Here is a 25606-nt window from a genome sequence, read left to right as displayed (position 1 = left end):
GTGCCAATGATCAGCGCACGGTCGCCGCTGCGATGAACTCGTTGCTGTCGATCGTGGGTTGGGCCGGCGTGGACACCCGCTGCGGAGTGATCAGGCTGGTGTACTCCTCGATCAGCCGGTTCAACGCTTCCGGTGGCTCACAGGCCTGGAACTGCATGCGGATCTGTACTTCATCGGGGTCGCGTGCGGCATCGCCGTTGCGTTTGCCCTGGCTGCCGACCGTCACATAGAAGCGTTCGCGCTGCAGGTTTTCACTGGCATCGGTGGTCTCGGTGTTTTGAATCCGTACCGACAGGTCGACCTGCATGCGCTCCAGTGCCAGCCCGCGCGGCGACACCAGCGCGATCAGCGGGATCTGCATAGTGTGCTGGTCATCCATTGCCACTTCGACCATCTTGGCTTTCATCGGCGCGCCAAGCGTCTCGGCGTCGTAGTCGAAAAACTGGTCGAACAGCTTGATGTACTGCTGGGCAATCAGGTGGTTGGTGGCCGCAGCGGCTTCCTGCAGGCCGCGGGTAATATCACAGAGGTCGCTGGCGGTAATGGGGGCGTTCACTGCCGAGGTTTGGTCCAATCGTTCCCACTCCTTGTGCTCGTCAGCAGGCCTCTCGAGCATGAGAGGCCTGGGTTTTTATTTATGCTGCACGATCAGATGGCTGTTTCTTTGCGGCTTTCCTGTTCGTCAGGCATCGGCAGTGCCGAAACCGGCATCGCATCGAGGTTTTGCGCGGTGGCATCGGCCATGACCACAGGCTTGGTCGCCGCGTCGGTGAGAAAGTCGATGACCCGCATCAGCGCCTCGGGTGGGTCCTGGCGGCGTACCTTGGTGTTGAAGGCGTAACGTGCGCGGGTATCGGTTTTGCGAGTTTGAGTGGATTTGTGGCTGACCTGGCCTTTGACATTGAGCCTGAATTTGCCCCAGCCCAGCGACGCGCCGAAACTTGCCTCTTTGCCGCTCTCTTCGGTGCTTTCGGCTTGCTGGCTGATGGTCAGTTCGAATTCGATGTTGCCTTCTTCGATGACGATGTTGGGGTGAGTGACCGCTGCCAGCAGCGGGATCTGCATCTTCTTCGAGACAGTTCCCTTGTACACCCCTTGTTCATCGGTGATGGTTTCGTCGTAGTCGAATTGAATGGCGACGGCTTTGCCATTCTGGATGCACACGCCCATAAGAAAGTCGGCGTACGACTTGCTTGCCGAAATCTGTGCCTGGATCATCGCCTGCAGAGGTCCCGAGATCATCCGGTCCAGTGGCAAGGCGTTCATTACCGAGCCGATCAGGCCATTGTCGATTGTTGCCATCAGAGATTTCCTTGTCTTGATTGCACATCATTGTGCGGGGTTGCCTTGAATGCCGGAGTTATCGGCTCAAGTCGATGACGCTTAGCGCGGGCAGGGTTCCTGGCGACGGATATTGCCGATCTGGCGCAGGCTCAAGCCGTACTTGTTGGCGAGCATGCTGCGTGACAGACCGTCGGCGCTTTCCTGCTGGATTTGCTGGTTGCGCAGCTGGCGCAGAAAATGGTCAACCTTGGGGATCTCCAGGGCCATGCCGGCGAAGCGCTTGATCAGCGCATCCAGCGCCGGCGCCGGGAGAATTTCCGCCAGTGCGGTGCGTTCGCGGTGCTTGGGAATGTACTTGGGGCGCCCGCCAAAGGCGCAGGTCAGGTTGTAGGCATTCTCGATGCCCAGGCATTCGATCAGCATCTGCAGCGAGTGGGGCAGTTGTTCGATATCGATACGGTTCAGGTCGCTCAGTTCCATGGTGACTTCCTTGTAGGCGATAGTTCGGCACCTTGATGATCCGTGCCAGGCAGCTAGGGCCATTGCAGGCAGCGTCAATGCGACAAATCGCATCTGTCTGTCGTGGCTTGAGCTGGATTCTCGGCTACTGGACGGAAGGCGGGCTAGGCAGCAAGTGGGGCGGCAAGGGAGGGCTTTATGTACGCTTTCTGTAGGACGAACCATGCCGATGGGTGGGAAATGAATTGTGACGTAAGCGCAACGCCTTGATTACCGGGTGCCATGGCGATGGTGACCTTCCCAGGTTGAGCCACCCATGCTTACTCGCAAGGGCGTGCCAGCAACAGGCTGACCTGGCCCAGGTAGGGGGTTGGATGGCTGACGCCCTGTTCGGGGAAACTGCGCCAGTCGACCCACACGCACAGGGCGGTCAACGCCTGCGTGCCAGCCTTGCCGATGACCCTGGGGTGAAAGTCGCGGCGATAGCGCACCTGCGTCTGCTTCAACGGTCGTGCCTGATCGGCGCTGGCCAGGGTGCTGGCTACCAGTGCCGGAATTTGTGCCTGGGGCACATCGAAATGCTCGGTGTGCGGGTTGCTGTGCAGATGCCCGGCCTGTCGGCTGCGTTGCCAGAGTTGTTGCCACTGGCTACTGCCGGCGCTGTGCGCCAATTGTGCAGCCAGTTCCAGCAGCAAAGCCTGAGGTTGGGATTCGGTGGGCAGGGCATGGGCATTGAGGGGGCCGAGCAGCGCCAGGCTGAGCAGCAGGGTTCGCATCGACATGGTGATCCTTGCGTTGGTCTGGGCAGTCGTCCGGGAAGCCATGTTGGCAATGCTGCGGGGCGGGCAGAAGCGGGAAATAGTCCGCTGCCTGCGGGTGACGTTGTATCATGCGCTCGGCCCGCTTCGGGGCTTTTCGCCGATGTCGCAAGGAACTATCCATGACTCAAGGTCAACGCATGAAATACTCCATCCTGATCTCCCTGCTGGTGCTGGGGATCATGCTCGGACTGTCCTACCTGCAAAAGCAGGGCACCATCAGCGAGCAAGTGTTCCAGTACATCGCCATTGCCGTGGCGGTGGTTGTGGTGGTGGTCAACGGCATCATGCGCCGCAAGGTCAAGCCCTGAGGCGGTAAGCGCGGCCGGCTGCGCGCCGGCCGGTCGCTCAACGGCAGGTGGCTTGCTCCAGTACCGCGCGGGCCTGGGGGTTGAGGCTGTAGCACTTGTCGTTGCCCAGGCTGATCACGCCTTCGGCGCACAAACGCTTGAGCACTTCGCGAACGCTGAGGAACGACAGCGGAATATCCAGCTGTTCGAGCTGGCTGTGGACCCCGCGCACGCCGATACTGCGGCCATCGCGATCGGCCATGTGCAGGGCATCGATGACCTTCAGGCGGATCAGGCTGGTACGCAGGCCAAAGGCCTTGAGCAGCTCGCGGATGTGTTCATTGCCAGGGCGCTCGTGCTCGCCGGCTTCGGTTCTTGCAGTCACCGGTTGGCTCTTTGTGCGTCCAGGGCCAGCGGTTAGCGCTGGCTGTGGCTGGTTGTACATGTGAATGCTCCATTTCTTGGCCTGTCCAGGTAAGCAAAAGTGTTTGCCTACACCTATAAGACGAATGAGCGCGGCAAAACTGCAGTACCTGATGAAAAAAATCTTCAGCCTCACCCTCTAAAGACGTATTGAGCGGCGCAAACCGGTAAATTTATTTGGCGTATTTCGTTCAGTCAGGACGACCTTTCCCCTGATTGAGCTGGAGTGCGCGTGATCAAGCCCTTTCCCTTAGCGACCCTTTGTATGGCCGGGCTGCTTGCCGGCCTGAGCCTGTCCGTCCAGGCGCGCGTGGCGCCGGGTGATGCCAGCGCTGAAATCCGCCGCAGCAGTTACGGCGTGCCGCACATCCTGGCCAGGGACGAGCAGGGCTTGGGGTACGGTATCGGCTATGCCTATGCACAAGACAACCTGTGCCTGCTGGCTAACGAGGTGGTCACCGTCAATGGCGAGCGTTCGCGTTACTTCGGGCCAGAACAGCGCACCTTCGAGCAGCGCGAAAACCTGCCCAGCGACCTGTTTTTCAATTGGCTGAATACGCCAACGGCGGTGTTCGGCTTCTGGCAGGCACAACCGCCGGCCATGCGTGCACGGCTCGAAGGCTATGCCAAGGGCTACAACCGCGCGCTGGCCGAGTTCAAGGCCCAGGGGCAGGGCGTGCAGTGCCTGCAGGCCGAATGGCTACGGCCGATCACCACCCTCGACCTGGTCAAGCTGACTCGCCGCTTGCTGGTCGAAGGCGGTGTCGGCCAGTTCGCCGAAGCACTGGCCGGGGCCACACCGCCGAATGTCGTCGCCCAGTTGCGCCCCGACCTGCGCATCGCCCAGTTGCGCCAGGAGCAGTTTGCTGTCGAGCGCGGCAGCAATGCCGTGGCCATCGGTGCCGAGCGCTCATTCAACGGTCGCGGCATGCTCCTGGCCAACCCGCACTTTCCCTGGGCCGGCGGCATGCGCTTTTATCAGATGCAGCTGACCCTGCCGGGCCAGCTCGATGCCATGGGCGCGGCCCTGCCGGGCTTGCCGCTGATCAACATCGGCTTCAACCAGCACCTGGCCTGGACCCACACGGTCGACACCTCCAAGCACTTCACCCTGTACCGGCTGGAGCTCGACCCCAAGGACCCGACCCGCTACCTGCTCGACGGCAAGTCGCAGGCCTTGACCCAGCAGCGCCTGAACGTGACGGTCAAGGGCGCGGACGGCCAGCTCAAGCCGGTGACCCGTGAGGTCTACAGCTCGGTATTCGGCCCGATCGTGCAATGGCCGGGGCGTCTGGACTGGAACAAGCAGTACGCCTTCAGCCTGCGTGATGCCAACCTCGAAAACACCCGGGTGCTGGCGCAGTGGGATGCGATGAACCGCGCCGACAGCCTGAAAAGCCTGCAAGCTTCGGTGCAGCGCCTGCAGGGCATTCCCTGGGTCAATACCCTGGCGGTGGACGCCAAGGGTCAGGCGCTGTACTTGAATCAGTCGGTGGTGCCGTACGTCGATGCCGCCTTGCTGGCCAGCTGCAGCGACCCGGCCGCCGGGCAGGAGATGATCGTGCTCGACGGTTCGCGCAGTGCCTGCAACTGGAAGGTCGACCCCCGGGCCGCCCAGGCAGGCATCTTCCCCGCGCAACTGCTGCCGAGCCTGAGCCGCAAGGACTTCGTCCAGCATTCCAACGACTCGGCCTGGATGGTCAACCCGGCCACACCGTTGCAGGGCTATTCGCCGCTGGTCAGCCGCGAAGACCAACCCTTGGGCCCGCGCAGCCGCTTTGCCCTGCAGCGCCTGGCGAGCCTGAGCGAGAAGGGCAAGATCAGCCCGGCGGACCTGCAGCAGATGGTCATGGACAACCAGGTGTATGTCGCCGAGCTGGTCATGCCCGACCTGCTCAACTGGTGCGCCGCGCAAGCGGCAGATGCCAAGCTCGGCGCGCTGTGTACCAGCCTCAAGGCCTGGGACCTGCGCGCCAACCTCGACAGTGGCCTTGGCCTGGTGCATTTCCAGAACATCTTGCAGGCTTTGCAGGGGCGCAAGGACATCTGGCGTGTTGGTTTCGACGCCGCCGATCCGCAACACACGCCGCGCGGGCTGGCCGTTGATCGCGCCGAGGTGGCCAGCGCCTTGCGTGAGGCAGCCCTGGCTTCAGTTGCGCAGGTAAGCAAGGCCGGTTTCGCCGAGGACGCGCGCTGGGGGCAGATCCAGCAGGCTGCCGATGGCACGCCGATCCACGGTGGGCCGGCAAGCCTTGGCGTGTACAACGCAATCCAGAGCGTACCGGTCGCCGCCGACAAGCGCCTGGTAGTCAGCGGTACCAGCTACCTGCAACTGGTGACCTTCGATGACCAGGGCCCGCATGCGCTGGGGATGCTGGCGTTCTCCGAGTCCAGCGAAGCGGGTTCGGCCCATGCCAGTGACCAGACCCGCGCGTTCTCGGCCAAGCAGTGGCAGGTGATTCCGTTCACCGAGGCGCAGATCAAGGCCGATCCGCAGTACCGCTTGCAAGTGATTCGCGAGGTTGAAAGCGCGACGGTGGCCACGTCCGCGCCTTGATTCAGTCAACCAGATCCCTGAGCAGCAAACCGAAGGCCAGGTCTACCTGCTCGGGGATCGGTAAATACACCGTGTGCCCATCCCCCGGTGCTACCTCGATTTCGTCACCCTGGCGATTGCGCAACTGATGCAAGTCGAAGTGGTAATTGCCCTTGGGTGTCATCAGTTCCAGGTGATCACCCACAGCAAAACGGTTCTTCACCCGCACTTCAGCCAGGCCATTGACCCGCTCGCCGCTCAGTTCGCCGACAAACTGCTGGCGTTCGGACACCGAGTTGCCGCGCTGGTAGTTCTGATATTCGTCATGCACGTGCCGGCGCAGGAAACCTTCGGTATAGCCGCGCTGGGCCAGTGACTCGAGGTTGAGCATCAGGTTGCGATCGAACTCACGCCCGGCTGCCGCGTCATCGATGGCCTGGCGATACACCTGGGCAGTGCGCGCGCAGTAGAAGTGCGACTTGGTCCGGCCCTCGATCTTCAGCGAATGCACGCCCATGCGCGTCAGCCGCTCGACATGTTGCACCGCGCGCAGGTCCTTGGCGTTCATGATGTAGGTGCCGTGCTCGTCTTCGAACGCCGGCATGTCTTCGCCCGGGCGGTTGCTTTCCTGCAGCACGAACACCTGCTCGGTCGGCGCGCCGAGGCCCAGAGTCGGCTGCACTTCGCGAACGATTTCACCGGTGACATTCTCGCTGGCCGCGGTGGCTGTGTATTGCCAGCGGCAGGCGTTGGTGCAACTGCCCTGGTTGGCATCGCGGCGGTTCAGATAACCCGACAGCAGGCAGCGACCGGAGTAGGCCATGCACAGCGCGCCGTGGACGAACACTTCCAGCTCCATCTGCGGCACCTGCTGGCGAATCTCCTCGATCTCTTCCAGCGACAGCTCGCGCGACAGGATTACCCGGGTCAGACCCTGGCTGCGCCAGAACTCGACGCTGGCCCAGTTCACCGTGTTGGCCTGCACCGAGAGGTGAATCGGCATCTGCGGGAAGTGCTGGCGCACCAGCATGATCAGCCCCGGGTCGGACATGATCAGTGCATCCGGGGCCATTTCGATCACTGGCGCCAGGTCCTTGAGGAAGGTCTTGAGCTTGGCGTTGTGCGGGGCAATGTTGACCACCACGTAGAAGCGCTTGCCCTGGGCCTGGGCTTCCTTGATGCCCAAGGCAAGGTTGGCGTGGTCGAATTCGTTGTTGCGCACACGCAGGCTGTAGCGCGGCTGCCCGGCATACACGGCATCGGCGCCGTAGGCGAAGGCATAGCGCATGTTCTTCAGTGAGCCGGCGGGGGCGAGCAGTTCGGGTTTGGCGAGAAGGGTCATGATCGGGTCGCGGCAAAAGGCGCGGATGCTACGCCGGCTGCAGCTAGTGTTTATTGATCTGCATCAACGGCACTTTTGGCAATGCCCGGCGCACTAATGAATAGAACGCACAAGGAGCGCACATGAACGAAACCGTCATGCAACACAAGGCGTTACTGGCACTGCTGGTGCTGGTGACCATCGCTTTCATCTGGATTCTCCTGCCGTTCTATGGCGCGGTGTTCTGGGCGGTGATCCTCGGTATCGTCTTCGCTCCGCTGCAGCGCCGCCTGCTGGCGCGCCTCGGCTGGCGGCGCAACCTGGCGGCCGGGCTGACCTTGTTCATCTGCCTGGTGATTGCAATTTTACCGGTGATCATCATCAGTACCCTGCTGGTGCAGGAGGGCGCGGCGCTGTACAAGAACATCGAAAGCGGCGAGCTGGACCTGGCCGGCTACATCGAGCGCTTCAAGAACATCCTCCCGGCCTTTGTGCAGAACTTCCTCGAGCGCATGGGCATGGGCGACCTGGCCGGCCTGCGCGATAAAATCACCAAGGGCGCCATGCAAGGCAGCCAGTTCTTCGCCACCCAGGCTTTCAGCTTCGGCCAGGGTACTTTCGATTTTCTGGTGAGCTTCGGCATCATGCTTTACCTGCTGTATTTCTTCCTGCGTGACGGCGCCGAGCTGGTGCGCAAGATCCGCACCGCGGTGCCGCTGGCCGAACAGCAAAAGCGCCGTCTGCAACTGAAGTTCAACCGCGTGGTACGCGCCACGGTCAAGGGCAACCTGCTGGTAGCGGTGACCCAGGGCGCCCTGGGCGGGATCATCTTCTGGATTCTCGACATCCCCAGCGCCTTGGTCTGGGGCGTGCTGATGGCTTTTCTGTCACTGTTGCCGGCAGTGGGTGCAGGGATCGTCTGGGCGCCGGTGGCGGTGTACTTCGTCGCCACCGGCGCCTTCTGGCAAGGCGCGGTGCTGGCCGCCTTCGGCGTGTTCGTCATCGGCCTGGTGGACAACGTGCTGCGCCCGATCCTGGTGGGCAAGGACACCAAGATGCCCGATTACCTGATCCTGGTCTCGACCCTTGGTGGCCTGGCGGTATTCGGCCTCAACGGTTTTGTCATCGGCCCGCTGATCGCCGCGCTGTTCATGTCCAGCTGGGCGATCTTCGTCTCGACCAAACCGCAGGTGCAACTGCCCAGTTAACGGAAGCTGTAGGACACCCCGGTATAGACCCCGAAGCCTTCGCCCGGTGTCGAGCGGGCAATGTCGGTACCGTTGTCGTTGTAGCCGGGGGTGACGGTGGCGGCATAGCGTTTGTTGGTCAGGTTGCGCAGGTCGAGCCAGGCTTGCCAGTCCTGTTTCGGCGAGTTGTAGCCCAGGGTGGCGCCGAGAATGGCATAGGCGTCGGTCGGGTAGCTGTTGGCGTAGTCGACCTGGACCTTGGAGGCCATCTGCGTGTTGATCCCTGCAAACAGGCCGCTGGGCAGGTCGAAGCGCAGTTCGGCCTGGTAGTAGTGCATGGGGATGCCCGGCAGGCGGTTGTCGCCGAAGCTGTCGTCGTCGCGGTAGTGGAAGTCGCTGAAGGTGTAGGCCTGGCGCAGGCTCAGCTTGCCGACCCCGGCGCGCTGCCACAGCAGGCTGTCGAGGCCGGCCTCGATGCCCTGGTGCACGGTCGGGCTGGCGTTGAACTCCTTGGCGGGCTGGCCTGGCACGATCTCCACCGCCAGCAGCTCATGGCGTACGTCCGAGTAATACCAGGCCAGGTCCCAGCGGCCGATGGCCGACTCGCCGCGGGCCCCCAGCTCCAGGGTAGTGGCGGTCTGGTTGTGCATTTCAATCGGTTGCGTGTTGCTGGTCGAGCTCCAGATCAGCGACCACGGGTGCGGCGGCTCCACCGAACGGCTGAGGTTGCCATAGACCTGCAACTGCGGGCTGATGTCGTAGCGCAGGCCCAGGCGCGGGGCGTAGTCCCAGTCGCTCTGGCTGACCTTGCCGCCATTGTCGGGGTAGGTCACCGCGCTCTCGCGGCGGGTGTAGATCGCCGCCAGGCCACTGGTCAGCCACAGGTCGGGGATCAGTTCCAGTTCGTTGCCGACATGCAGGACAGTGTCCGAGCCCTGGTAGGTGAAGTCCCGGGTTTTCGCCCCGAATACGCCATTGACCCGCGAGTATTGCGAAGCGCCGCTGTTGGGCAAGTGCTTGGTGGTGCGCCAGCCGACGGTGGTTTTACTTTCGTGGCCGAACAGCGTGTGGCGGCGCTGATAATTCAGGGTGCCGCTGACGTCGGTGTAGGCGACCTTCAGGCGCATCGGACCTTCGCGCAGGTCCATCGGATAATCGTGATAGACCAGGCCTGCTTCGAGCTGCGAATCGTCATCGAGATAGAAGGTGGTCTTGTTGCCCAGCCAGGTGCTGCCCGGCTGCGGACGGCTGTCGTCGCGGCTCAGGTAGGCCGGGTTGGCCCCGCGCGGATCATGCTTGATCTGCTCCTGGGTCAAGCGCCCGGCCAGGTCATTCTCGGTCTCTCGATAACGCAGGTAGAAGCGGGTCTCCAGGTTCGGATTGAAGCGGTAGCCGACATTGGCGGCGATGCCCTTGCTGCTGCCGCTGCTGTGCCGCTGGTAGCCGTCGTATTCCGAGTCGGTCAGCGCCACGTAGTAGTCCAGGTCGCCCAGGACCTGGCCGGAGCTGATCTGGCGTTTGGCATAGCCGCGACTGCCGAGCTCGTAGCGCAGTTGCAGCGGTGCGGCGTCGCGGCCGGTGTGGGTGATGTAGTCGATAGCGCCGCCCAGCGCCAACGCGCCGCGGTCGAAGCCGTTGGCACCGCGCAGCACTTCGGCGCGGCTCAGCCACAGTGGTTCGAACAGTTCATAGGGCGTGCCACCCGGGCCGGTCAGCGGCAGGCCGTCGAACATCGTGTACACACCCGAGCCGTGAGCGCCGGGGGCGCGGTTGATACCCGAACCCCGGATCGACAGCTTGATGCCGTCGTTGCCAGCCGACTGGGCGAACACCCCGGGCTGGTAGGCGAGCACATCCTGGTTGCTGGCGACCCGGCCTTGCTCCACCCGTTGCATGTCGATCAGGTTGCTGGCGCCAGGCACCTGCTGCAGGCGTTCGCGAGCATCTTGCAACTCGCTCTGCTCCTGTTCCTGGATCAGCACCTGGCCGAGTTCGATGCTATCGCTGGCCTGCACCGACGCGGCACAGGAGATCAGCAAGGCGAGGGAGGAGCGGGGTAGGGTGGGGTGCATCGATGGGGTTCCAGGACTGAGAGCGGGTATCTGACGTCGCAACTATCAGACGAAGCACAGTCACCGATAGGCAGTCGCATCATCGCGGGGCAGCCCATCCAGTGGGAGCGGCGGTGCGGCGACCCGACTTGCCCCGCGATGAGGGTTTCGGCCTGAAAACAAAACACCCCGCCGAAGCGGGGTGTTTATCAGTGCCTGATCGATCAACCGATCAGTTGCAGGCCTGCATGCTGGACCATGTCCAGCAACGGCTGCGGGTACACGCCCAGGACGAAGGCGAGGATGGCGATGGCCAGCAGCATCACGCCGCCGGTGCGCTGTTCCCAGTTCAGCGGGGCGTCGTGGCGACGCAGGTTTGGCTCGATCAGGTACAGGGTGACCATCACGCGCAGGTAGTAGAACACGCCGATGGCACTACCGATCACCAGGGCACCGACCAGCCACCACAGCTGCGACTCCACGCCGGTAGCGATGATGTAGAACTTGCCGATGAAGCCTGCGGTCAGCGGGATACCGGCCAGCGACAGCATCATCACGGTCAGCACCGCGGTCAGGTACGGACGGCGCCAGAACAGGCCGCGGTACTCGTACAGGGCGTCGGCGTCACGACCGTTGTATGGCGAGGACATCAGGGTGATGACGCCGAAGGCACCGAGGCTGGTGATCACGTAGGTGACCAGGTACACGCCGATGGCTTCGACCGCCAGGCCCTTGCTCGCCACCAGGGCGATCAGCAGGTAACCGAAGTGGGCGATCGAGGAGTAGCCGAGCAGGCGCTTGAGGTTGCTCTGGGTCAGCGCCAGCAGGTTACCGATCAGGATCGAGGCCACGGCGATCACCGACAGCACGGTGGTCAATACGCCGCTGCTGGCCGCAGGGGAGATCATGAACAGGCGTACGACGACGGCGAACACCGCGACCTTGCTGGCGGTGGCCAGGAAGGCGGCGACCGGTGCCGGAGCACCTTCGTAGACGTCCGGGGTCCACAGGTGGAACGGCACCAGCGACAGTTTGAACGCCAGGCCGACCAGCATCATGCCCAGGCCCAGCTGGGCGATCATGCTTGGCATGCTGGTGGCCGCCAGGGCCTTGCCAATGCCGTCGAAGCTCAGGCTGCCAGCGTCGGCATACAACAGCGCCATGCCGAACAGCAAGAAGGCGGAACCAGCAGCCGAGAGCACCATGTACTTGATGCCGGCTTCCAGCGAACGCTTGTTGAAGAAGGCATAGGCGACCAGGCCATAGACCGGTACCGAGAGCAGCTCAAGGCCGATGAACAGGCCAGCCAGGTGCTGCGCGCTGACCAGTACCAGACCGCCCAGGGCGGACATCAGGATCAGCAGGTACAGCTCTTCGCGGTTGCCCGGGTAGCCTTTGCCGCCATCACCCAGGTAGGCGTGGGCGAGGGTGACGCAAGCCAGGGTGGCAACCAGGATCAGCGCCATGTACAGGCAGGCGAAGTTGTCGATGGTCAGCAGCGGGGTGACTGCCAGGGGCGCAACCTTCAGCGCCGGGATGATCGACAGCAGGGCCAGGTTCAGGCCCACGGTCGACAGCAGGAAGGTTTGCGAGTGGTTGCGCCGCCAGGCGATCGCCAGCATCACCACGACCGTGGTGATGGTGGTGATCAGCAGCGGCGCAAGCGCGATAAAGTGTTGAATCGTCAGGTCCATAGCGCTCTTACCGGGCCGAAGCGAGTTGAGTGAAAGCGGAACCCAGCCACTGCTGTACACCACTCATGGTGGCGGCAGAAGTGTCCAGGAACGGCTGTGGGTAGACGCCCAGCAGGATCAGCAGGCCAGCCAGGCCCAGCACCATGATCAGTTCGCGGGTGTCCATGCCAGCCAGGACTTCATCGGATTTGGCCGGGCCGAAGTAGGCGCGGTGAATCATGATCAGCGAGTACACCGAACCGAACACCAGGCCGGAAGTAGCGATCACGGTGACCCACGGCGAAGCGACGAAGCTGCCGATCAGGATCAGGAATTCGCCAACGAAGTTACCGGTGCCTGGCAGGCCCAGGGAGGCGGCGGCGAAGAACAGGCTGATGGCCGGCAGGTAGGCGATGCGGTGCCACAGGCCGCCCATCTGACGCATGTCACGGGTATGCAGGCGCTCGTACAGCTGGCCGCTGAGAATAAACAGTGCCGCTGCCGACAGGCCGTGAGCCAGCATCTGGATCACCGCGCCTTGCAGGGCCTGCTGGCTGCCGGAGTAGATCCCGATCAGCACGAAGCCCATGTGCGAAACGCTGGAGAAGGCGATCAGGCGCTTGATGTCGGTCTGTGCGAAGGCCAGGAAAGCACCGTAGAAAATCCCGATCAGACCCAGGGTCATGGCGATCGGCGCAAACTCGGCCGAAGCGTTCGGGAACAACGGCAGGGCGAAACGCAGCAGGCCGTAGGCCGCAGTCTTCAGCAAGATACCGGCGAGGTCGACGGAACCTGCGGTCGGTGCCTGGGCGTGAGCGTCAGGCAGCCAGGAGTGGAACGGCACAACCGGCAGCTTGACCGCGAAGGCGATGAAGAAGCCGAGCATCAGCAGGTACTCGGTGCCCGCCGGCAGGTCGGCCTTGAGCAACTGGGTGTAGTCGAAGGTGATCACACCGGTGTTGCTGTAGTTGACCAGTACCAGACCAAGGATCGCCACCAGCATGATCAGGCCGCTGGCCTGGGTGAAGATGAAGAACTTGGTGGCGGCGTAGATCCGGGTCTTCTTGCCATCCGAGGAGCTGTGACCCCAGAGCGCGATGAGGAAATACATCGGCACCAGCATCATTTCCCAGAAGAAGAAGAACAGGAACAGGTCCAGGGCCAGGAACACACCGACCACGCCGCCCAGGATCCACATCAGGTTGAGGTGGAAGAAGCCGACGTGGCGAGTGATCTCTTTCCACGAGCACAGTACCGAGAGCACACCGAGCAGGCCGGTGAGCAGGATCATCAGCAGCGACAGGCCATCGAGGGCCAGGTGCAGGCTGATGCCGAAGCGTTCGATCCACAGCACTTTGAATTCGAACGCCCACTCGGGCGCGGCGCCCGGTGCAGGGGCCAGGGTGTAGTCCCCGTTGGCCCACAGCCAGAGGCCGATACCAAGCAGCAGGGACATGGTCAGCAGCGCAATCCAGCGCGGCAGGGTGGCGCCGAAGCGCTCACCCAGCCAGCACAGCAGGCCGCCGATGAAGGGGATCAGGATCAGCCAAGGCAAAATCATGACGGGCTCAATTCCTTTCGCAAAGTCGCAAGGTTCATATCAGACCGCAGCCATAACAACGGCACCGAGCACAAGCACGGCACCTACGGCGATCGAAGCGGTGTACCAGCGCAGCTGACCGGTTTCGGTTTTGCTCATGGCGGCATGACCGCCCTTCGCCATACGCGGAATCAGGCCAATGCTGCGGTCAACCGGATCCTTGCGCAGGATGTGGCTGATCAGCAGGTAAGGTTTGACGAACAGCTTGTCGTAGATCCAGTCGAAGCCCCAGGCGGCGAACCACCAGGCCGACAGCACACGACCGATGCCGCTGTTGGCAATCGCGGTAACCAGGCGACGCTTGCCCAGGAACAGCATCGCCGCCAGCAGGATACCGGCGATGGCGATGGCGCCCGAGGCGATTTCCAGGCTGTGCTTGGCTTCGCCGCCGGCATGGCCGACGCTCTGCGGCAGCACGCCCGCCAGCGGTGGATGAATCCAGGCACCGACGAAGGTCGACAGCACGATCAGCACGCCCAGCGGCAGCCAGTGGGAAATCCCGTGGCCGGCGTGAGCTTCGGTCTTGGCTTCGCCGTGGAAGGCGATGAAGATCAGGCGGAAGGTGTACAGCGAGGTCATGAAGGCACCGACCAGGCCGGCGTACAGCAGACCGTTGTTGCCGCTGGCGAAGGCTTCCCAGAGGATCTCGTCTTTCGAGTAGAAGCCGGCGGTCAGCAGCGGCAGGGCAGCCAGGGCGGCACCACCGACGATGAAGCTGGCGTAGGCCAGTGGCAGTTTCTTCCACAGGCCGCCCATCTTGAAGATGTTCTGCTCGTGGTGGCAGGCAACGATCACCGCACCGGAAGCAAGGAACAGCAGGGCCTTGAAGAAGGCGTGGGTCATCAGGTGGAAGATCGCGCCTTCCCAGGCACCAACGCCCAGGGCCAGGAACATGTAGCCGATCTGGCTCATGGTCGAGTAGGCGAGGATGCGCTTGATGTCGGTCTGCACCAGGGCGGCAAAGCCGGCCAGCACCAGGGTCACGCCGCCGACCACACCGACCAGGTGCAGCACGTCAGGGGCCAGGGCGAACAGGCCGTGGGTACGGGCAATCAGGTAAACGCCCGCGGTCACCATGGTTGCCGCGTGGATCAGTGCCGAAACCGGGGTAGGGCCGGCCATCGCGTCGGCAAGCCAGGTCTGCAGCGGCAGCTGGGCCGATTTACCGACCGCGCCACCGAGCAGCATCAGGGTTGCCAGGACCATCCAGAAATCACCCGCCTGGAATTTCTGCGGGGCCAGCACCAGCAGTTCCTGAACGTTCAGGGTGCCCAGTTGCTGGAACAGGATGAACAGGCCGATGGCCATGAACACGTCGCCGATTCGGGTGACGATGAAGGCTTTGAGTGCGGCGTTACCGTTGTTGCGGTTGCTGTAGTAGAAACCGATCAACAGGTACGAACACAGGCCCACGCCTTCCCAACCGAAGTAGATGAACAGCAGGTTGTCGCCCAGGATCAGGAACAGCATGCTGGCAATGAACAGGTTGGTGTAGGCGAAGAAGCGCGAGTAACCGGCTTCACCGCGCATGTACCAGGAGGCGAACAGGTGGATCAGGAAGCCGACGCCGACCACCACGCCAAGCATGGTCACCGACAGGCCGTCCAGGTACAGGGTGAAGTTCGGCGCAAAGCCGTCCACCGACATCCACTGCCACAGCAGCTGGCTGTACGCGCCGCCTGCAGGCGGGGCGACATTGAACTGCCAGATCACGTAGGCGGCGACGATGGCCGAGAGGCCCACCGAACCGACGCCAACCAGCGCCGACAGGTTCTCGGACCAGCGGCCGCGCGAGAACGACAGCAGCAGGAAGCCGATCAGGGGGAATACGAACGTCAGAAAGAGAAGGTTCATCCGCGCATCTCACTGGCAGCATCGATATCGAGAGTGTGGAAGCGGCGATACAGCTGCAACAGGATCGCCAGGCCGATACTGGCCTCGGCCGCTGCCAGGCTGATCACCAGGATGAACATGATCTGTCCATCCGGTTGCGCCCAGCGGCTGCCGGCGACGATGAAAGCCAGTGCCGAGGCGTTCATCATGATTTCCAGGCTCATCAACACGAAAAGAATATTGCGGCGCACCATCAGGCCGACAAGGCCGAGGCAGAACAGGATGCCGGCGACGGCCAGGCCATGTTCGAGAGGAATTGCTGGCATGTGATTACTCCTTCGCCTCGTTGCGGCCGAGGTGGAAAGCCGTCACCGCTGCGGCGAGCAGCAGCATCGAGGCCAGTTCCACCACCAGCAGGTAAGGGCCGAACAGGCTGATGCCGACGGCCTTGGCGTCAACCGTGGTGTGGCCGATGCCGGCGCCGCTTTCGCTGGCGAACAGCACGTACAGCAGTTCGACCAGCAGCAGTGCGCCAAGCACCACCGGGCCGAGCCAGATGCCCGGCTTGAGCCAGCCGCGTTCCTGGGCGACCGAAGCCGGCCCGAGGTTGAGCATCATCACCACGAAGACGAACAGCACCATGATGGCGCCAGCGTAGGCGATCACTTCCAGGACACCGGCGAACGGAGCGCCGAGGGCGAAGAAGGTCATCGCCACGGAGATCAGCGAAATGATCAGGTAGAGCAGGGCGTGCACGGGGTTGGTGTTGGTGATCACCCGAAGGGTGGACACCACAGCGACACCGGATGCGAAATAGAAAGCGAATTCCATCTTTCTTCCTTAAGGGAGCAAGCTCTTCACGTTGATCGGCTCGGCTTCGTTCTGCGCGGCGCCTTTCGGCTTGCCGGCAACAGCCATACCTGCAACACGGTAGAAGTTGTAGTCAGGGTTCTTGCCGGGGCCGGAGATCAGCAGATCTTCTTTCTCGTACACCAGGTCCTGACGTTTGAACTCGGCCATCTCGAAATCCGGGGTGAGCTGGATCGCGGTGGTCGGGCAGGCTTCCTCGCAGAGGCCGCAGAAAATGCAACGGGAGAAGTTGATGCGGAAGAACTCCGGGTACCAACGACCGTCTTCTGTTTCGGCTTTCTGCAGCGAGATGCAACCGACCGGGCAAGCCACGGCACACAGGTTGCACGCTACACAGCGCTCTTCGCCATCCGGGTCGCGGGTCAGGACGATGCGGCCACGGTAGCGTGGCGGCAGGTAAACCGGCTCTTCGGGGTACTGCAGGGTGTCACGTTTGCGAAAACCGTGAGAGAACACCATCACCAGGCTGCGCAGCTGGGTGCCAGTGCCCTTAACGATGTCGCCAATATATTTGAACATGGGTCAAATCCTCACTGGGCCGCAACAGCTGGCGTGTTGAGCAACACGAGCGCAGCGGTCACCAGCAAATTGATCAGGGTCAGCGGCAGGCAGAACTTCCAGCTGAAGTCCATCACCTGGTCATAGCGCGGGCGCGGAATAGAGGCGCGCAGCAGGATGAACAGCATGATGAAGAACGCGGTCTTCAGGGCGAACCAGACGAACGACAGTTGCGGCAGGATGCCGAACGGTCCGTGCCAGCCACCGAAGAACAGGGTTACCAGCAGCGCCGAGATCAGGATGATGCCGATGTACTCACCGACGAAGAACATGCCCCATTTCATGCCGGCATATTCAATGTGGTAACCGTCGGCCAGTTCCTGTTCCGCTTCCGGCTGGTCGAACGGGTGACGGTGAGTCACGGCGACGCCAGCGATGAAGAAGGTGCAGAAGCCGAAGAACTGCGGAATGATGAACCACAGGTTCTGGGCCTGGTAGTCAACGATATCGCGCATGTTGAACGAGCCGACCTGGGCAACGATGCCCATCAGCGCCAGGCCCATGAACACTTCGTACGACACGGTCTGGGCCGAGGCCCGCAGGCTGCCAAGCAGGGCGTACTTGTTGTTCGACGACCAGCCGGCGAACAGTACCGCGTATACCGAAAGGCCGGCCATGGCGAAGAAGAACAGCAGGCCGATGTTCAGGTCCGCAACACCCCAGGTCGGGGTGATCGGGATGATCGCGAAGGCGATCAGCAAGGCGCTCATGGCCACCACCGGCGCCAGGGTGAAGATCACCTTGTCGACGAAGGGCGGGTTCCAGTCTTCCTTGAAGAACATCTTGAGCATGTCGGCAGCGATCTGGAACATGCCGAACGGGCCGACGCGGTTCGGACCGTAGCGGTCCTGCCACCAGCCCAGCAGGCGCCGCTCGACGAAGCTGAGCAGCGCACCGCAGACCACCACGGCCAGCAAGACCACGATGGCCTTGATGACGGTGATGATCACATCGATCACTTCAGGGGTGAACCAGGTCATTGTGCTGCCTCCTGCAGGCCTTCGACGGATGCACCGAAGATGGCTGGTGGAATGCCGGCCAGGCCTTTCGGCAGGGCAACCAGGCCTGCGCCCAGTTCTTCATTGATGCGCAGCGGCAGACGCAGGGTAACGCCGGCGACGTTGAGGCTGAGCAGGGCGCCGTCGTTGACACCCAGGCGGTCGGCTTCGGACTTGGCCAGGGCCACGTAGGCTTCTGGGATGCGCTCTTGCACCGGGGCGGCGCGCGAGGAGTTCTCTTCGCTGCCGAACAGGTGGTAGAACGGCACCGCTTGCCAGGTGCCACGGGCCGGAGCGAAAGCTGCCGGAACGCTGGCGAACCAGTTGAGCTTGTCGCCCTGGGTTTCGATCAGGCGGGTGCCCGGGTCGCCTGCGCGCAGGTGACCACCGACCTCGTCCTGGAACTTGTTCCAGGCTTGCGGCGAGTTCCAGCCCGGCGACCAGGCGAACGGCACTTGCGAGCGCGGTTCGGCCGAACCCGAGTAACCTTCCATGGAGAAGGCGAACGCGGTGTCCTTGTCTTGCGGGGTACGCGGCTCGTGCACGCTGATGTTGGCGCGCATGGCGGTACGGCCGGAGTAGCGCAGCGGCTCACGCGCAAGCTTCATGCCCTTGATGCGGAACGACGCGGACGGTGCGGCGTTGACGATGCCGGACAGTTGCGGCGCGACCGCGGCGCAGGCGCTGGTGACGTGGTCCAGCTGGGTCCAGTCGACCGGCTTGTTGAGCAGGGTGGCACGCAGGGCGTGCATCCAGCGCCAGCCTTCGTGAACCAGGATGCTGCTGTCCAGGTAGGTTGGGTCGAACACCTGGAAGAAGCGCTGGGCGCGGCCTTCCAGGCTGACCAGGGTGCCGTCGCCTTCGGCGAAGGTCGCCGCCGGCAGCACCAGGTGGGCGCGGTCGGTGGTGGCGGTCTTCTGGTGATCGGCAACGATGACCACCTTGGCGGCGGCCAGGGCAGCGTCGACCTTGGCCGCGGCAACGCGGCTGTACAGGTCGTTTTCGAGCACGACAATGGCGTCGGCCTTGCCTTCGATCACCGCATCCAGCGCGGCATCGATCGACTCGCCACCGAGCATGGCCAGGCCGAGGCTGTTGGCCTCGGGCACCACCAGGCTCAGCGAACCGTTCTTCTCGCGCAGCTTCAGGGCCTTGGCGATGTTGGCCGCGGCTTCGATCAGGGCGTTGGAGGCCAGCGAGGTACCGGCAACCACCAGCGGACGGTTGGCGGCCACCAGGGCGTCGGCGATGCGCTTGGCCAGGGCCAGGGCTTCGGCGTCCAGGCCGTCAACGGCTGGCGCGCTCGGGTCGATGGCGTGAGCCACGGCGAAACCGATGCGGGCGAGGTCGTCTGGCGCTGCGTGCACGCACTCTTCGGCGACGTCATCGAGCTTGGTTTCGGCCAGGCTTGCGATAAACAGCGGGTACATGGCGTGCTGGCCGATGTTCTTCACCGCGGCATCGAGCCACGGCTGAACGCGCATGGCATCGGCCATGGCTTCGGCCTTGCCCTTGACCGACTGGCGCAGGGCCAGGGCCACGCGGGCAGCGGTCTGGGTCAGGTCTTCGCCGAGGACGAACACCGCGTCATGGTCTTCCATGTCGCGCAGGGTCGGCACTGGCAGCGGGCTGTCGTTGAGCACTTGCAGGGCCAGGCGTACGCGGGCCAGCTCAGCGGCTTCCATGCCCGAGTAGAAGTGCTCGGCGCCGACCAGCTCACGCAGGCCGTAGTTGCTTTCAAGGCTGGCACGCGGCGAACCGATACCGACGATATTGCGCCCGCGCAGCATGTCCGCGGCCTTGTCCAGGGCGGCATCCAGGCTCAGCTTGGTGCCGTCGGCCAGCAGTGGCTGACGTGGACGGTCTTCACGGTTGACGTAGCCATAGCCGAAACGGCCACGGTCGCACAGGAAGTACTGGTTGACCGAACCGTTGAAGCGGTTTTCGATCCGGCGCAGTTCGCCGTAGCGCTCACCCGGGCTGATGTTGCAACCGCTGGAGCAGCCATGGCAGATGCTCGGGGCGAACTGCATGTCCCATTTGCGGTTGTAGCGCTCGGAGTGGGTCTTGTCGGTGAACACACCGGTCGGGCAGACCTCGGTGAGGTTGCCGGAGAACTCGCTCTCGAGGGTGCCATCTTCAACGCGACCGAAGTAGACGTTGTCGTGGGCACCGAATACGCCCAGGTCGGTACCGCCGGCGTAGTCCTTGTAGTAACGCACGCAACGGTAGCAGGCGATGCAGCGGTTCATCTCGTGGGCGATGAACGGGCCGAGCTCCTGGTTCTGGTGGGTACGCTTGGTGAAACGGTAGCGGCGCTCGTTGTGGCCGGTCATTACCGTCATGTCTTGCAGGTGGCAGTGACCGCCTTCCTCACAGACCGGGCAGTCGTGCGGGTGGTTGGTCATCAGCCATTCGACGACGCTGGCACGGAATACCTTGGCTTCTTCGTCTTCGATGGAAATCCAGCTGCCATCGGTGGCAGGGGTCATGCAGGACATGACGATGCGACCACGGGTGTCGTTCTCGTCGGTGTACTGCTTGACCGCGCACTGGCGGCAGGCACCGACGCTACCGAGCGCCGGGTGCCAGCAGAAATAGGGGATGTCGAGGCCGAGCGACAGACACGCCTGTAACAGGTTGTCTGCGCCGTTGACTTCGAGCTCTTTGCCGTCTACGTGGATAGTGGCCATGGTTCAAAGTTCTTCGTTGGCCCGCGTCTGCGGGCGTGGCTAATGGAAATCTGTGTGCCTGCAGCCCGCGACAGGTGTCCCCGGGCGAGCTGGGCAGGCAGCGGGCGGCACGGACCGCCCGCGTTGTTATTCGTTATGCGCCGACGACGATCGGCTTCGCCAGGTCCGGGCGCAGGCCGGCAGCGGCAGCAGCCGGTGCCTGGGCGGCAATGCCAGCCTCGAACTCAGGGCGGAAGTACTTGATCGCGCTACCCAGCGGCTCAACGGCGCCCGGTGCGTGGGCACAGAAGGTCTTGCCTGGGCCGAGGAAACCGACCAGACCCAGCAGGGTCTCGATGTCGCCCTGCTGGCCCTGGCCTTTCTCGAGGGCGCGCAGGAGCTTGACGCTCCACGGCAGGCCGTCGCGGCACGGGGTGCAGAAGCCACAGGATTCACGGGCGAAGAACTCTTCCATGTTGCGCAGCAGCGAGACCATGTTGACGCTGTCGTCCACGGCCATGGCCAGGCCGGTACCCATGCGGGTGCCGACCTTGGCAATACCACCGGCGTACATTTGCGCATCCAGGTGCTCGGGCAGCAGGAAACCGGTACCGGCGCCGCCTGGCTGCCAGCACTTGAGCTTGAAGCCATCGCGCATGCCGCCGGCGTAGTCTTCGAACAGCTCGCGGGCCGGGACGCCGAACGGCAGCTCCCACAGGCCCGGGTTCTTGACCTTGCCGGAGAATCCCATCAGCTTGGTGCCGTGGTCTTCGCTGCCTTCGCGGGCCAGCGACTTGTACCAGTCGATGCCGTTGCCGACGATGGCCGGCACGTTGCACAGGGTCTCGACGTTGTTCACGCAGGTCGGCTTGCCCCACACGCCAACGGCGGCAGGGAAGGGCGGCTTGGAGCGCGGGTTGGCGCGGCGGCCTTCGAGGGAGTTGATCAGAGCGGTTTCTTCACCGCAGATGTAGCGCCCGGCACCGGTGTGGACGAACAGCTCGAAGTCGAAGCCGCTGCCAAGGATGTTCTTGCCCAAAAGGCCGGCAGCCTTGGCTTCCTCGACCGCACGGGTGAGGTTGCGCGCTGCGGTGGTGTATTCGCCACGCAGGAAGATGTAGCCGCGGTAGGCCTTCAGCGCGCGGGCGCTGATCAGCATGCCTTCGATCAGCAGATGGGGCTGTTGCTCCATCAGCATGCGGTCTTTCCAGGTGTTGGGCTCCATTTCGTCCGCGTTGCACAGCAGGTAGCGGATGTTCATGGATTCGTCTTTGGGCATCAGGCCCCATTTGACGCCGGTGGGGAAGCCCGCACCGCCACGGCCCTTGAGGCCGGAATCTTTTACGGTCTGGACGATATCGTCCTGGGACATTTGCGCCAGGGCCTTGCGGGCGGCGGCGTAGCCGTCCTTGGCCTGGTACTCGTCGAGCCACAGCGGCTCGCCGTCGTCACGCAGGCGCCAGGTCAGCGGATGGGTTTCAGCCGAACGCGCAATGCGGTTGGCCGGGCCGAAGGAAGTGATGGTCATACGTAACCCTCCAGCAGTTTGGAGACGCCAGCAGGCTGCACGTCGCCAAAGGTGTCGTCGTCGATCATCAGCGCCGGGGCCTTGTCGCAGTTACCCAGGCAGCATACCGGCAGCAGGGTGAAGCGCCCGTCTGCGGTGGTCTGGCCGAGGCCAATGCCCAGCTCGCTCTGGATCTGGCTGACCACCGACTCGTGACCGCCGATGTAGCAGACCATGCTGTCGCAGACGCGGATGATGTGCCGGCCAACCGGTTGACGGAAGATCTGGCTATAGAAAGTGGCCACACCTTCGACGTCGCTGGCAGGAATGCCGAGCACTTCGCCGATGGCGTAGATGGCGCCGTCCGGCACCCAGCCGCGTTCCTTCTGGACGATCTTCAGGGCTTCGATGGACGCCGCGCGCGGGTCCTCGTAGTGATGCATCTCGTGCTCGATGGCCGAGCGCTCGGTTTCGCTCAGGGCGAAACGGTCGGTTTGGATAAGCGTGCTGTTCATGCTTAGCGGTCCACGTCAGCCATAACGAAGTCGATACTGCCCAGGTACGCAATGAGGTCCGCGACCATGCTGCCGCGGATCACCGAAGGGATCTGCTGCAGGTGCGGGTAGCTCGGGGTACGGATCCGGGTGCGGTAGCTCATGGTGCCGCCGTCGCTCGTCAGGTAGTAACTGTTGATGCCCTTGGTCGCCTCGATCATCTGGAAGGACTCGTTGGCCGGCATCACCGGGCCCCACGAAACCTGCAGGAAGTGAGTGATCAGGGTTTCGATGTGCTGCAGGGTGCGCTCTTTCGGCGGCGGCGTGGTCAGCGGGTGATCCGCCTTGTACGGGCCTTCCGGCATGTTGCGCAGGCACTGGTCGATGATGCGGATACTCTGGCGCATCTCCTCGACACGGACCATGCAGCGATCGTAGGCATCGCCGTTGTGGGCCAGCGGCACTTCGAACTCGAAGTTCTCATAGCCGGAGTAAGGGCGGGCCTTGCGCAGGTCGAAGTCCAGACCGGTGGAGCGCAGGCCGGCACCGGTGACGCCCCATTCCAGGGCCTCTTTGGTGTTGTACTGGGCAACGCCGATGGTCCGGCCCTTGAGGATGCTGTTCTGCAGGGCGGCCTTGGTGTATTCGTCGAGGCGCTTGGGCAGCCAGTCGACGAAGTCTTTCACCAGTTTTTCCCAGCCGCGCGGCAGGTCGTGGGCAACGCCGCCGATGCGGTACCAGGCCGGGTGCAGACGGAAGCCGGTGATGGCTTCGATCACGGTGTAGGCGCGCTGACGGTCGGTGAAGGTGAAGAACACCGGGGTCATGGCGCCGACGTCCTGGATGTAGGTACCCAGGAACAGCAGGTGGCTGGTGATGCGGAAGAACTCGGCGAGCATGATGCGGATCACGTCGACCTTCTGCGGCACCTGGATACCGGCCAGCTTCTCTACCGCCAGCACGTACGGCAGGTTGTTCATCACCCCGCCGAGGTAGTCGATACGGTCGGTGTAGGGGATGAAGCTGTGCCAGGACTGGCGCTCGGCCATCTTCTCGGCGCCACGGTGGTGGTAGCCGATGTCCGGGACGCAGTCGACGATCTCTTCGCCGTCCAGCTGCAGGACGATACGGAAGGCACCGTGGGCCGAAGGGTGGTTCGGGCCGAGGTTGAGGAACATGTAGTCCTCGTTGGCGCCGGAACGCTTCATGCCCCAGGCCTCAGGGTTGAAGCGCGCGGCTTCTTCCTCGAGCTGCTGCTTGGCCAGGGTCAGGCTGTACGGATCGAACTCGGTGGCGCGCGCAGGATAGTCCTTGCGCAGCGGGTGACCTTCCCAGGTCGGCGGCATCATGATCCGGGTCAGGTGCGGGTGGCCGGCAAAGTCGATGCCGAACATGTCCCAGACTTCACGCTCGTACCAGTTGGCATTGGGCCAGATACCGGTGACGGTGGGCAGGTTGAGGTCGCCTTCGCGCAAGGCCACCTTGATCATCACGTCGCTGTTCCGCTCCACCGACAGCAGGTGGTAGAACACACTGAAGTCGGCGCCCGGCAGGCCGCGGCGCTGGGTGCGCAGGCGCTCGTCGACGCCGTGCAGGTCGTAGAGCATGCTGTACGGCTTGGCGACGTGGCGCAGGAAACTCAGCACGTCCTTGAGTTTTTCGCGGGTAACCCAAAGCACCGGCATGCCGGTGCGGGTTTCCTGGGCGACGAACGCTTCGGGGCCGAATTTGTTGTTCAGTTCGACGACCACATCCTGGTCGTCAGCCTTGTAAGGCGGGATATAAATAGCGGTGTCCGCTGTCATGGTCTCGGTCGCTTTCGGTCAACGTAGAGAATGAAGCCAGGCTGCCTGTCGCGCATGCGCAGGCAACAGGTCGCTGGATCAGACTTCGTCGGGGCTGCGCAGGTTGGTGACCTGGATGCGCTGTTCACGGCGTTGCTCTTTCTGCGACGGCATCTCGGCACGGTAAATGCCTTGATCACCGACAACCCAGGAAAGAGGACGACGCTCCTGGCCAATCGACTCCTGCAACAGCATCAGGCCTTGCAGGAAGGCTTCAGGGCGAGGCGGGCAGCCAGGCACGTAGACATCCACGGGGAGGAACTTGTCGACCCCCTGAACGACCGAGTAAATGTCGTACATGCCACCGGAGTTGGCGCACGAACCCATGGAGATGACCCACTTGGGTTCGAGCATCTGCTCGTACAGGCGCTGAATGATCGGCGCCATCTTGATGAAGCAGGTGCCGGCGATGACCATGAAGTCGGCCTGACGCGGCGATGCCCGGATGACTTCGGCGCCGAAGCGGGCGATGTCGTGGGGTGCCGTGAAGGCCGTGGTCATTTCCACGTAGCAGCAGGAGAGGCCGAAGTTGTACGGCCACAGGGAGTTCTTACGCCCCCAGTTGACCGCGCCACTGAGCACATCTTCAAGTTTGCCCATGAAGATGTTCTTGTGGACCTGGTCCTCTAGCAGCGAATCGGAGACGGTTTCCCGCTCTCCGATTGGATATTGCTCGTTGGGAGCATCCGGGTCGATTCTGGTGAGATTGTATTGCATTGCCAAAGCCTCATTGTTTCAGCTTCGCTTGCCGCTTGCGACGACCTTCGGGAGCCCAATCAAGTGCCCCGACGCGCCATAGGTAGACAAGACCTGCCAACAGAATTGCTATGAAAACGAGTGCTTCGACGAATCCGGTCCAGCCGCTTTCGCGGACGGACACAGACCATGCAAAGAGAAAGAGGGCTTCGATATCGAAGATCACGAACAGCATCGCGACCAGATAGAATTTGGCTGACAGGCGCAAGCGGGCGCCGCCAGTGGGCAGCATGCCGGACTCGAAGGGTTCGTTCTTGCTGCGGCCCCAGGCCTTGCTGCCGAGCAGGGCGGACAGACCGAGCATGAAGGCACACAGGCCTACGACACCCAAAAGGAAAATGGCAAAGCCCCAGTTGTGGGCGATGAGTCCTGTCGAATCGGGCATGCTGAAAATCCTTATACAGAGACCAGTCTCTGCGGCTTGAAAAGAAG

Annotated in this window: 23 protein-coding genes; 3 read left to right on the top strand and 20 right to left on the bottom strand. The window is 63.0% G+C overall.

Annotated elements, in window-relative coordinates:
- Nucleotides 1-10: 10 nt before the first annotated feature.
- From JYG36_RS17850 to JYG36_RS17835, 4 genes are all read right to left on the bottom strand, one after another.
- Nucleotides 11-544, bottom strand: coding sequence for a DUF2589 domain-containing protein (locus JYG36_RS17850; protein ID WP_093387610.1), 534 nt, complete (start codon nt 542-544; stop codon nt 11-13).
- A gap of 104 nt (nt 545-648) precedes the next feature.
- On the bottom strand, nt 649-1302 hold the full coding sequence (locus JYG36_RS17845) for a DUF2589 domain-containing protein (RefSeq protein ID WP_045201381.1): 654 nt from the start codon (nt 1300-1302) through the stop codon (nt 649-651).
- Between the two features lie 81 nt (nt 1303-1383).
- Nucleotides 1384-1764 (bottom strand): Mor transcription activator family protein, encoded by a 381-nt coding sequence (locus JYG36_RS17840; RefSeq protein WP_045201382.1) that lies wholly within the window; start codon nt 1762-1764, stop codon nt 1384-1386.
- A gap of 299 nt (nt 1765-2063) precedes the next feature.
- On the bottom strand, nt 2064-2525 hold the full coding sequence (locus tag JYG36_RS17835) for a hypothetical protein (protein ID WP_230090834.1): 462 nt from the start codon (nt 2523-2525) through the stop codon (nt 2064-2066).
- Nucleotides 2526-2683: 158 nt separating this feature from the next.
- Between JYG36_RS17835 and JYG36_RS17830 the strand changes: the two genes are divergently transcribed.
- Nucleotides 2684-2872, top strand: coding sequence for a hypothetical protein (locus JYG36_RS17830; RefSeq protein ID WP_213601892.1), 189 nt, complete (start codon nt 2684-2686; stop codon nt 2870-2872).
- 37 nt (nt 2873-2909) lie between these two features.
- On the opposite strand, the gene JYG36_RS17825 is transcribed toward JYG36_RS17830, so the two are convergent.
- Entirely contained in the window at nt 2910-3296 is a 387-nt protein-coding gene (locus JYG36_RS17825) for a fe2+ zn2+ uptake regulation protein (RefSeq protein WP_045201383.1), read from the bottom strand.
- A gap of 243 nt (nt 3297-3539) precedes the next feature.
- Here JYG36_RS17825 and pvdQ point away from each other — a divergent pair, with 243 nt between their 5' ends.
- Nucleotides 3540-5831, top strand: a complete 2292-nt coding sequence (gene pvdQ / locus JYG36_RS17820; RefSeq protein WP_213601890.1) for a bifunctional acylase PvdQ — start codon at nt 3540-3542, stop codon at nt 5829-5831.
- A 1-nt stretch (nt 5832) separates the two neighbouring features.
- On the opposite strand, the gene trhP is transcribed toward pvdQ, so the two are convergent.
- Nucleotides 5833-7152 carry a prephenate-dependent tRNA uridine(34) hydroxylase TrhP gene (gene trhP / locus JYG36_RS17815; protein ID WP_213601888.1) on the bottom strand — a complete coding sequence of 440 codons (1320 nt, stop codon included), beginning with the start codon at nt 7150-7152 and terminating at the stop codon, nt 5833-5835.
- 122 nt (nt 7153-7274) lie between these two features.
- Here trhP and JYG36_RS17810 point away from each other — a divergent pair, with 122 nt between their 5' ends.
- Nucleotides 7275-8339 carry an AI-2E family transporter gene (locus JYG36_RS17810; RefSeq protein WP_093384922.1) on the top strand — a complete coding sequence of 355 codons (1065 nt, stop codon included), beginning with the start codon at nt 7275-7277 and terminating at the stop codon, nt 8337-8339.
- On the opposite strand, the gene JYG36_RS17805 is transcribed toward JYG36_RS17810, so the two are convergent.
- The 14 genes from JYG36_RS17805 to JYG36_RS17740 form a co-directional block, all read right to left on the bottom strand.
- Complete coding sequence (locus JYG36_RS17805) at nt 8336-10390, bottom strand: TonB-dependent receptor family protein (protein WP_213601886.1); 2055 nt, start codon at nt 10388-10390, stop codon at nt 8336-8338. The genes JYG36_RS17810 and JYG36_RS17805 overlap by 4 nt on opposite strands.
- Nucleotides 10391-10593: 203 nt before the next feature.
- Nucleotides 10594-12063 (bottom strand): NADH-quinone oxidoreductase subunit NuoN, encoded by a 1470-nt coding sequence (nuoN, locus tag JYG36_RS17800; protein ID WP_045201388.1) that lies wholly within the window; start codon nt 12061-12063, stop codon nt 10594-10596.
- A gap of 7 nt (nt 12064-12070) precedes the next feature.
- A complete protein-coding gene (gene nuoM / locus JYG36_RS17795) occupies nt 12071-13603 on the bottom strand; it encodes an NADH-quinone oxidoreductase subunit M (protein WP_045201389.1) in 1533 nt (510 codons plus the stop codon).
- Between the two features lie 39 nt (nt 13604-13642).
- Nucleotides 13643-15496, bottom strand: coding sequence for an NADH-quinone oxidoreductase subunit L (gene nuoL, locus JYG36_RS17790; protein WP_038996051.1), 1854 nt, complete (start codon nt 15494-15496; stop codon nt 13643-13645).
- Nucleotides 15493-15801 (bottom strand): NADH-quinone oxidoreductase subunit NuoK, encoded by a 309-nt coding sequence (gene nuoK, locus JYG36_RS17785; RefSeq protein WP_028944232.1) that lies wholly within the window; start codon nt 15799-15801, stop codon nt 15493-15495. Before nuoK ends, nuoL begins: the two co-directional genes overlap by 4 nt.
- 4 nt (nt 15802-15805) lie before the next feature.
- On the bottom strand, nt 15806-16306 hold the full coding sequence (gene nuoJ, locus JYG36_RS17780; protein ID WP_038996050.1) for an NADH-quinone oxidoreductase subunit J: 501 nt from the start codon (nt 16304-16306) through the stop codon (nt 15806-15808).
- Between the two features lie 9 nt (nt 16307-16315).
- Nucleotides 16316-16864 carry an NADH-quinone oxidoreductase subunit NuoI gene (gene nuoI / locus JYG36_RS17775; RefSeq protein ID WP_009400993.1) on the bottom strand — a complete coding sequence of 183 codons (549 nt, stop codon included), beginning with the start codon at nt 16862-16864 and terminating at the stop codon, nt 16316-16318.
- Nucleotides 16865-16875: 11 nt separating this feature from the next.
- Entirely contained in the window at nt 16876-17883 is a 1008-nt protein-coding gene (nuoH, locus tag JYG36_RS17770) for an NADH-quinone oxidoreductase subunit NuoH (RefSeq protein ID WP_038996049.1), read from the bottom strand.
- On the bottom strand, nt 17880-20594 hold the full coding sequence (nuoG, locus tag JYG36_RS17765) for an NADH-quinone oxidoreductase subunit NuoG (RefSeq protein WP_045201390.1): 2715 nt from the start codon (nt 20592-20594) through the stop codon (nt 17880-17882). The genes nuoH and nuoG overlap by 4 nt, the downstream gene beginning before the upstream one ends.
- Before the next feature lie 133 nt (nt 20595-20727).
- Nucleotides 20728-22101, bottom strand: a complete 1374-nt coding sequence (gene nuoF / locus JYG36_RS17760; RefSeq protein ID WP_045201391.1) for an NADH-quinone oxidoreductase subunit NuoF — start codon at nt 22099-22101, stop codon at nt 20728-20730.
- The gene (gene nuoE, locus JYG36_RS17755) at nt 22098-22595 is read right to left on the bottom strand and encodes an NADH-quinone oxidoreductase subunit NuoE (protein WP_012313767.1); all 498 of its coding nucleotides are present in this window, start codon (nt 22593-22595) and stop codon (nt 22098-22100) included. Before nuoE ends, nuoF begins: the two co-directional genes overlap by 4 nt.
- A gap of 2 nt (nt 22596-22597) precedes the next feature.
- Complete coding sequence (gene nuoC, locus JYG36_RS17750; RefSeq protein WP_093384915.1) at nt 22598-24379, bottom strand: NADH-quinone oxidoreductase subunit C/D; 1782 nt, start codon at nt 24377-24379, stop codon at nt 22598-22600.
- 78 nt (nt 24380-24457) lie between these two features.
- Nucleotides 24458-25135, bottom strand: a complete 678-nt coding sequence (locus tag JYG36_RS17745; protein WP_010220398.1) for an NADH-quinone oxidoreductase subunit B — start codon at nt 25133-25135, stop codon at nt 24458-24460.
- A gap of 10 nt (nt 25136-25145) precedes the next feature.
- Complete coding sequence (locus JYG36_RS17740; RefSeq protein ID WP_010220397.1) at nt 25146-25559, bottom strand: NADH-quinone oxidoreductase subunit A; 414 nt, start codon at nt 25557-25559, stop codon at nt 25146-25148.
- Nucleotides 25560-25606 lie beyond the last annotated feature (47 nt).

This window comes from Pseudomonas sp. SORT22 (assembly GCF_018417635.1).
In the GTDB taxonomy this organism is placed as follows: domain Bacteria; phylum Pseudomonadota; class Gammaproteobacteria; order Pseudomonadales; family Pseudomonadaceae; genus Aquipseudomonas.
The sequence above is the reverse complement of the archived record's forward strand: the minus strand, read 5'-3'. Positions and strand labels throughout refer to the sequence as shown.

What these genes read in the sequence shown, in the direction of transcription:
- JYG36_RS17845 (WP_045201381.1), bottom strand. Translation starts at nt 1,302, where the DNA reads ATGGCAACAATCGACAATGGCCTGATCGGCTCGGTAATGAACGCCTTG.
- JYG36_RS17840 (WP_045201382.1), bottom strand. Translation starts at nt 1,764, where the DNA reads ATGGAACTGAGCGACCTGAACCGTATCGATATCGAACAACTGCCCCAC.
- JYG36_RS17835 (WP_230090834.1), bottom strand. Translation starts at nt 2,525, where the DNA reads ATGTCGATGCGAACCCTGCTGCTCAGCCTGGCGCTGCTCGGCCCCCTC.
- JYG36_RS17830 (WP_213601892.1), top strand. Translation starts at nt 2,684, where the DNA reads ATGACTCAAGGTCAACGCATGAAATACTCCATCCTGATCTCCCTGCTG.
- JYG36_RS17825 (WP_045201383.1), bottom strand. Translation starts at nt 3,296, where the DNA reads ATGTACAACCAGCCACAGCCAGCGCTAACCGCTGGCCCTGGACGCACA.
- pvdQ (WP_213601890.1), top strand. Translation starts at nt 3,540, where the DNA reads ATGGCCGGGCTGCTTGCCGGCCTGAGCCTGTCCGTCCAGGCGCGCGTG.
- trhP (WP_213601888.1), bottom strand. Translation starts at nt 7,152, where the DNA reads ATGACCCTTCTCGCCAAACCCGAACTGCTCGCCCCCGCCGGCTCACTG.
- JYG36_RS17810 (WP_093384922.1), top strand. Translation starts at nt 7,275, where the DNA reads ATGAACGAAACCGTCATGCAACACAAGGCGTTACTGGCACTGCTGGTG.
- JYG36_RS17805 (WP_213601886.1), bottom strand. Translation starts at nt 10,390, where the DNA reads ATGCACCCCACCCTACCCCGCTCCTCCCTCGCCTTGCTGATCTCCTGT.
- nuoN (WP_045201388.1), bottom strand. Translation starts at nt 12,063, where the DNA reads ATGGACCTGACGATTCAACACTTTATCGCGCTTGCGCCGCTGCTGATC.
- nuoM (WP_045201389.1), bottom strand. Translation starts at nt 13,603, where the DNA reads ATGATTTTGCCTTGGCTGATCCTGATCCCCTTCATCGGCGGCCTGCTG.
- nuoL (WP_038996051.1), bottom strand. Translation starts at nt 15,496, where the DNA reads ATGAACCTTCTCTTTCTGACGTTCGTATTCCCCCTGATCGGCTTCCTG.
- nuoK (WP_028944232.1), bottom strand. Translation starts at nt 15,801, where the DNA reads ATGCCAGCAATTCCTCTCGAACATGGCCTGGCCGTCGCCGGCATCCTG.
- nuoJ (WP_038996050.1), bottom strand. Translation starts at nt 16,306, where the DNA reads ATGGAATTCGCTTTCTATTTCGCATCCGGTGTCGCTGTGGTGTCCACC.
- nuoI (WP_009400993.1), bottom strand. Translation starts at nt 16,864, where the DNA reads ATGTTCAAATATATTGGCGACATCGTTAAGGGCACTGGCACCCAGCTG.
- nuoH (WP_038996049.1), bottom strand. Translation starts at nt 17,883, where the DNA reads ATGACCTGGTTCACCCCTGAAGTGATCGATGTGATCATCACCGTCATC.
- nuoG (WP_045201390.1), bottom strand. Translation starts at nt 20,594, where the DNA reads ATGGCCACTATCCACGTAGACGGCAAAGAGCTCGAAGTCAACGGCGCA.
- nuoF (WP_045201391.1), bottom strand. Translation starts at nt 22,101, where the DNA reads ATGACCATCACTTCCTTCGGCCCGGCCAACCGCATTGCGCGTTCGGCT.
- nuoE (WP_012313767.1), bottom strand. Translation starts at nt 22,595, where the DNA reads ATGAACAGCACGCTTATCCAAACCGACCGTTTCGCCCTGAGCGAAACC.
- nuoC (WP_093384915.1), bottom strand. Translation starts at nt 24,379, where the DNA reads ATGACAGCGGACACCGCTATTTATATCCCGCCTTACAAGGCTGACGAC.
- JYG36_RS17745 (WP_010220398.1), bottom strand. Translation starts at nt 25,135, where the DNA reads ATGCAATACAATCTCACCAGAATCGACCCGGATGCTCCCAACGAGCAA.
- JYG36_RS17740 (WP_010220397.1), bottom strand. Translation starts at nt 25,559, where the DNA reads ATGCCCGATTCGACAGGACTCATCGCCCACAACTGGGGCTTTGCCATT.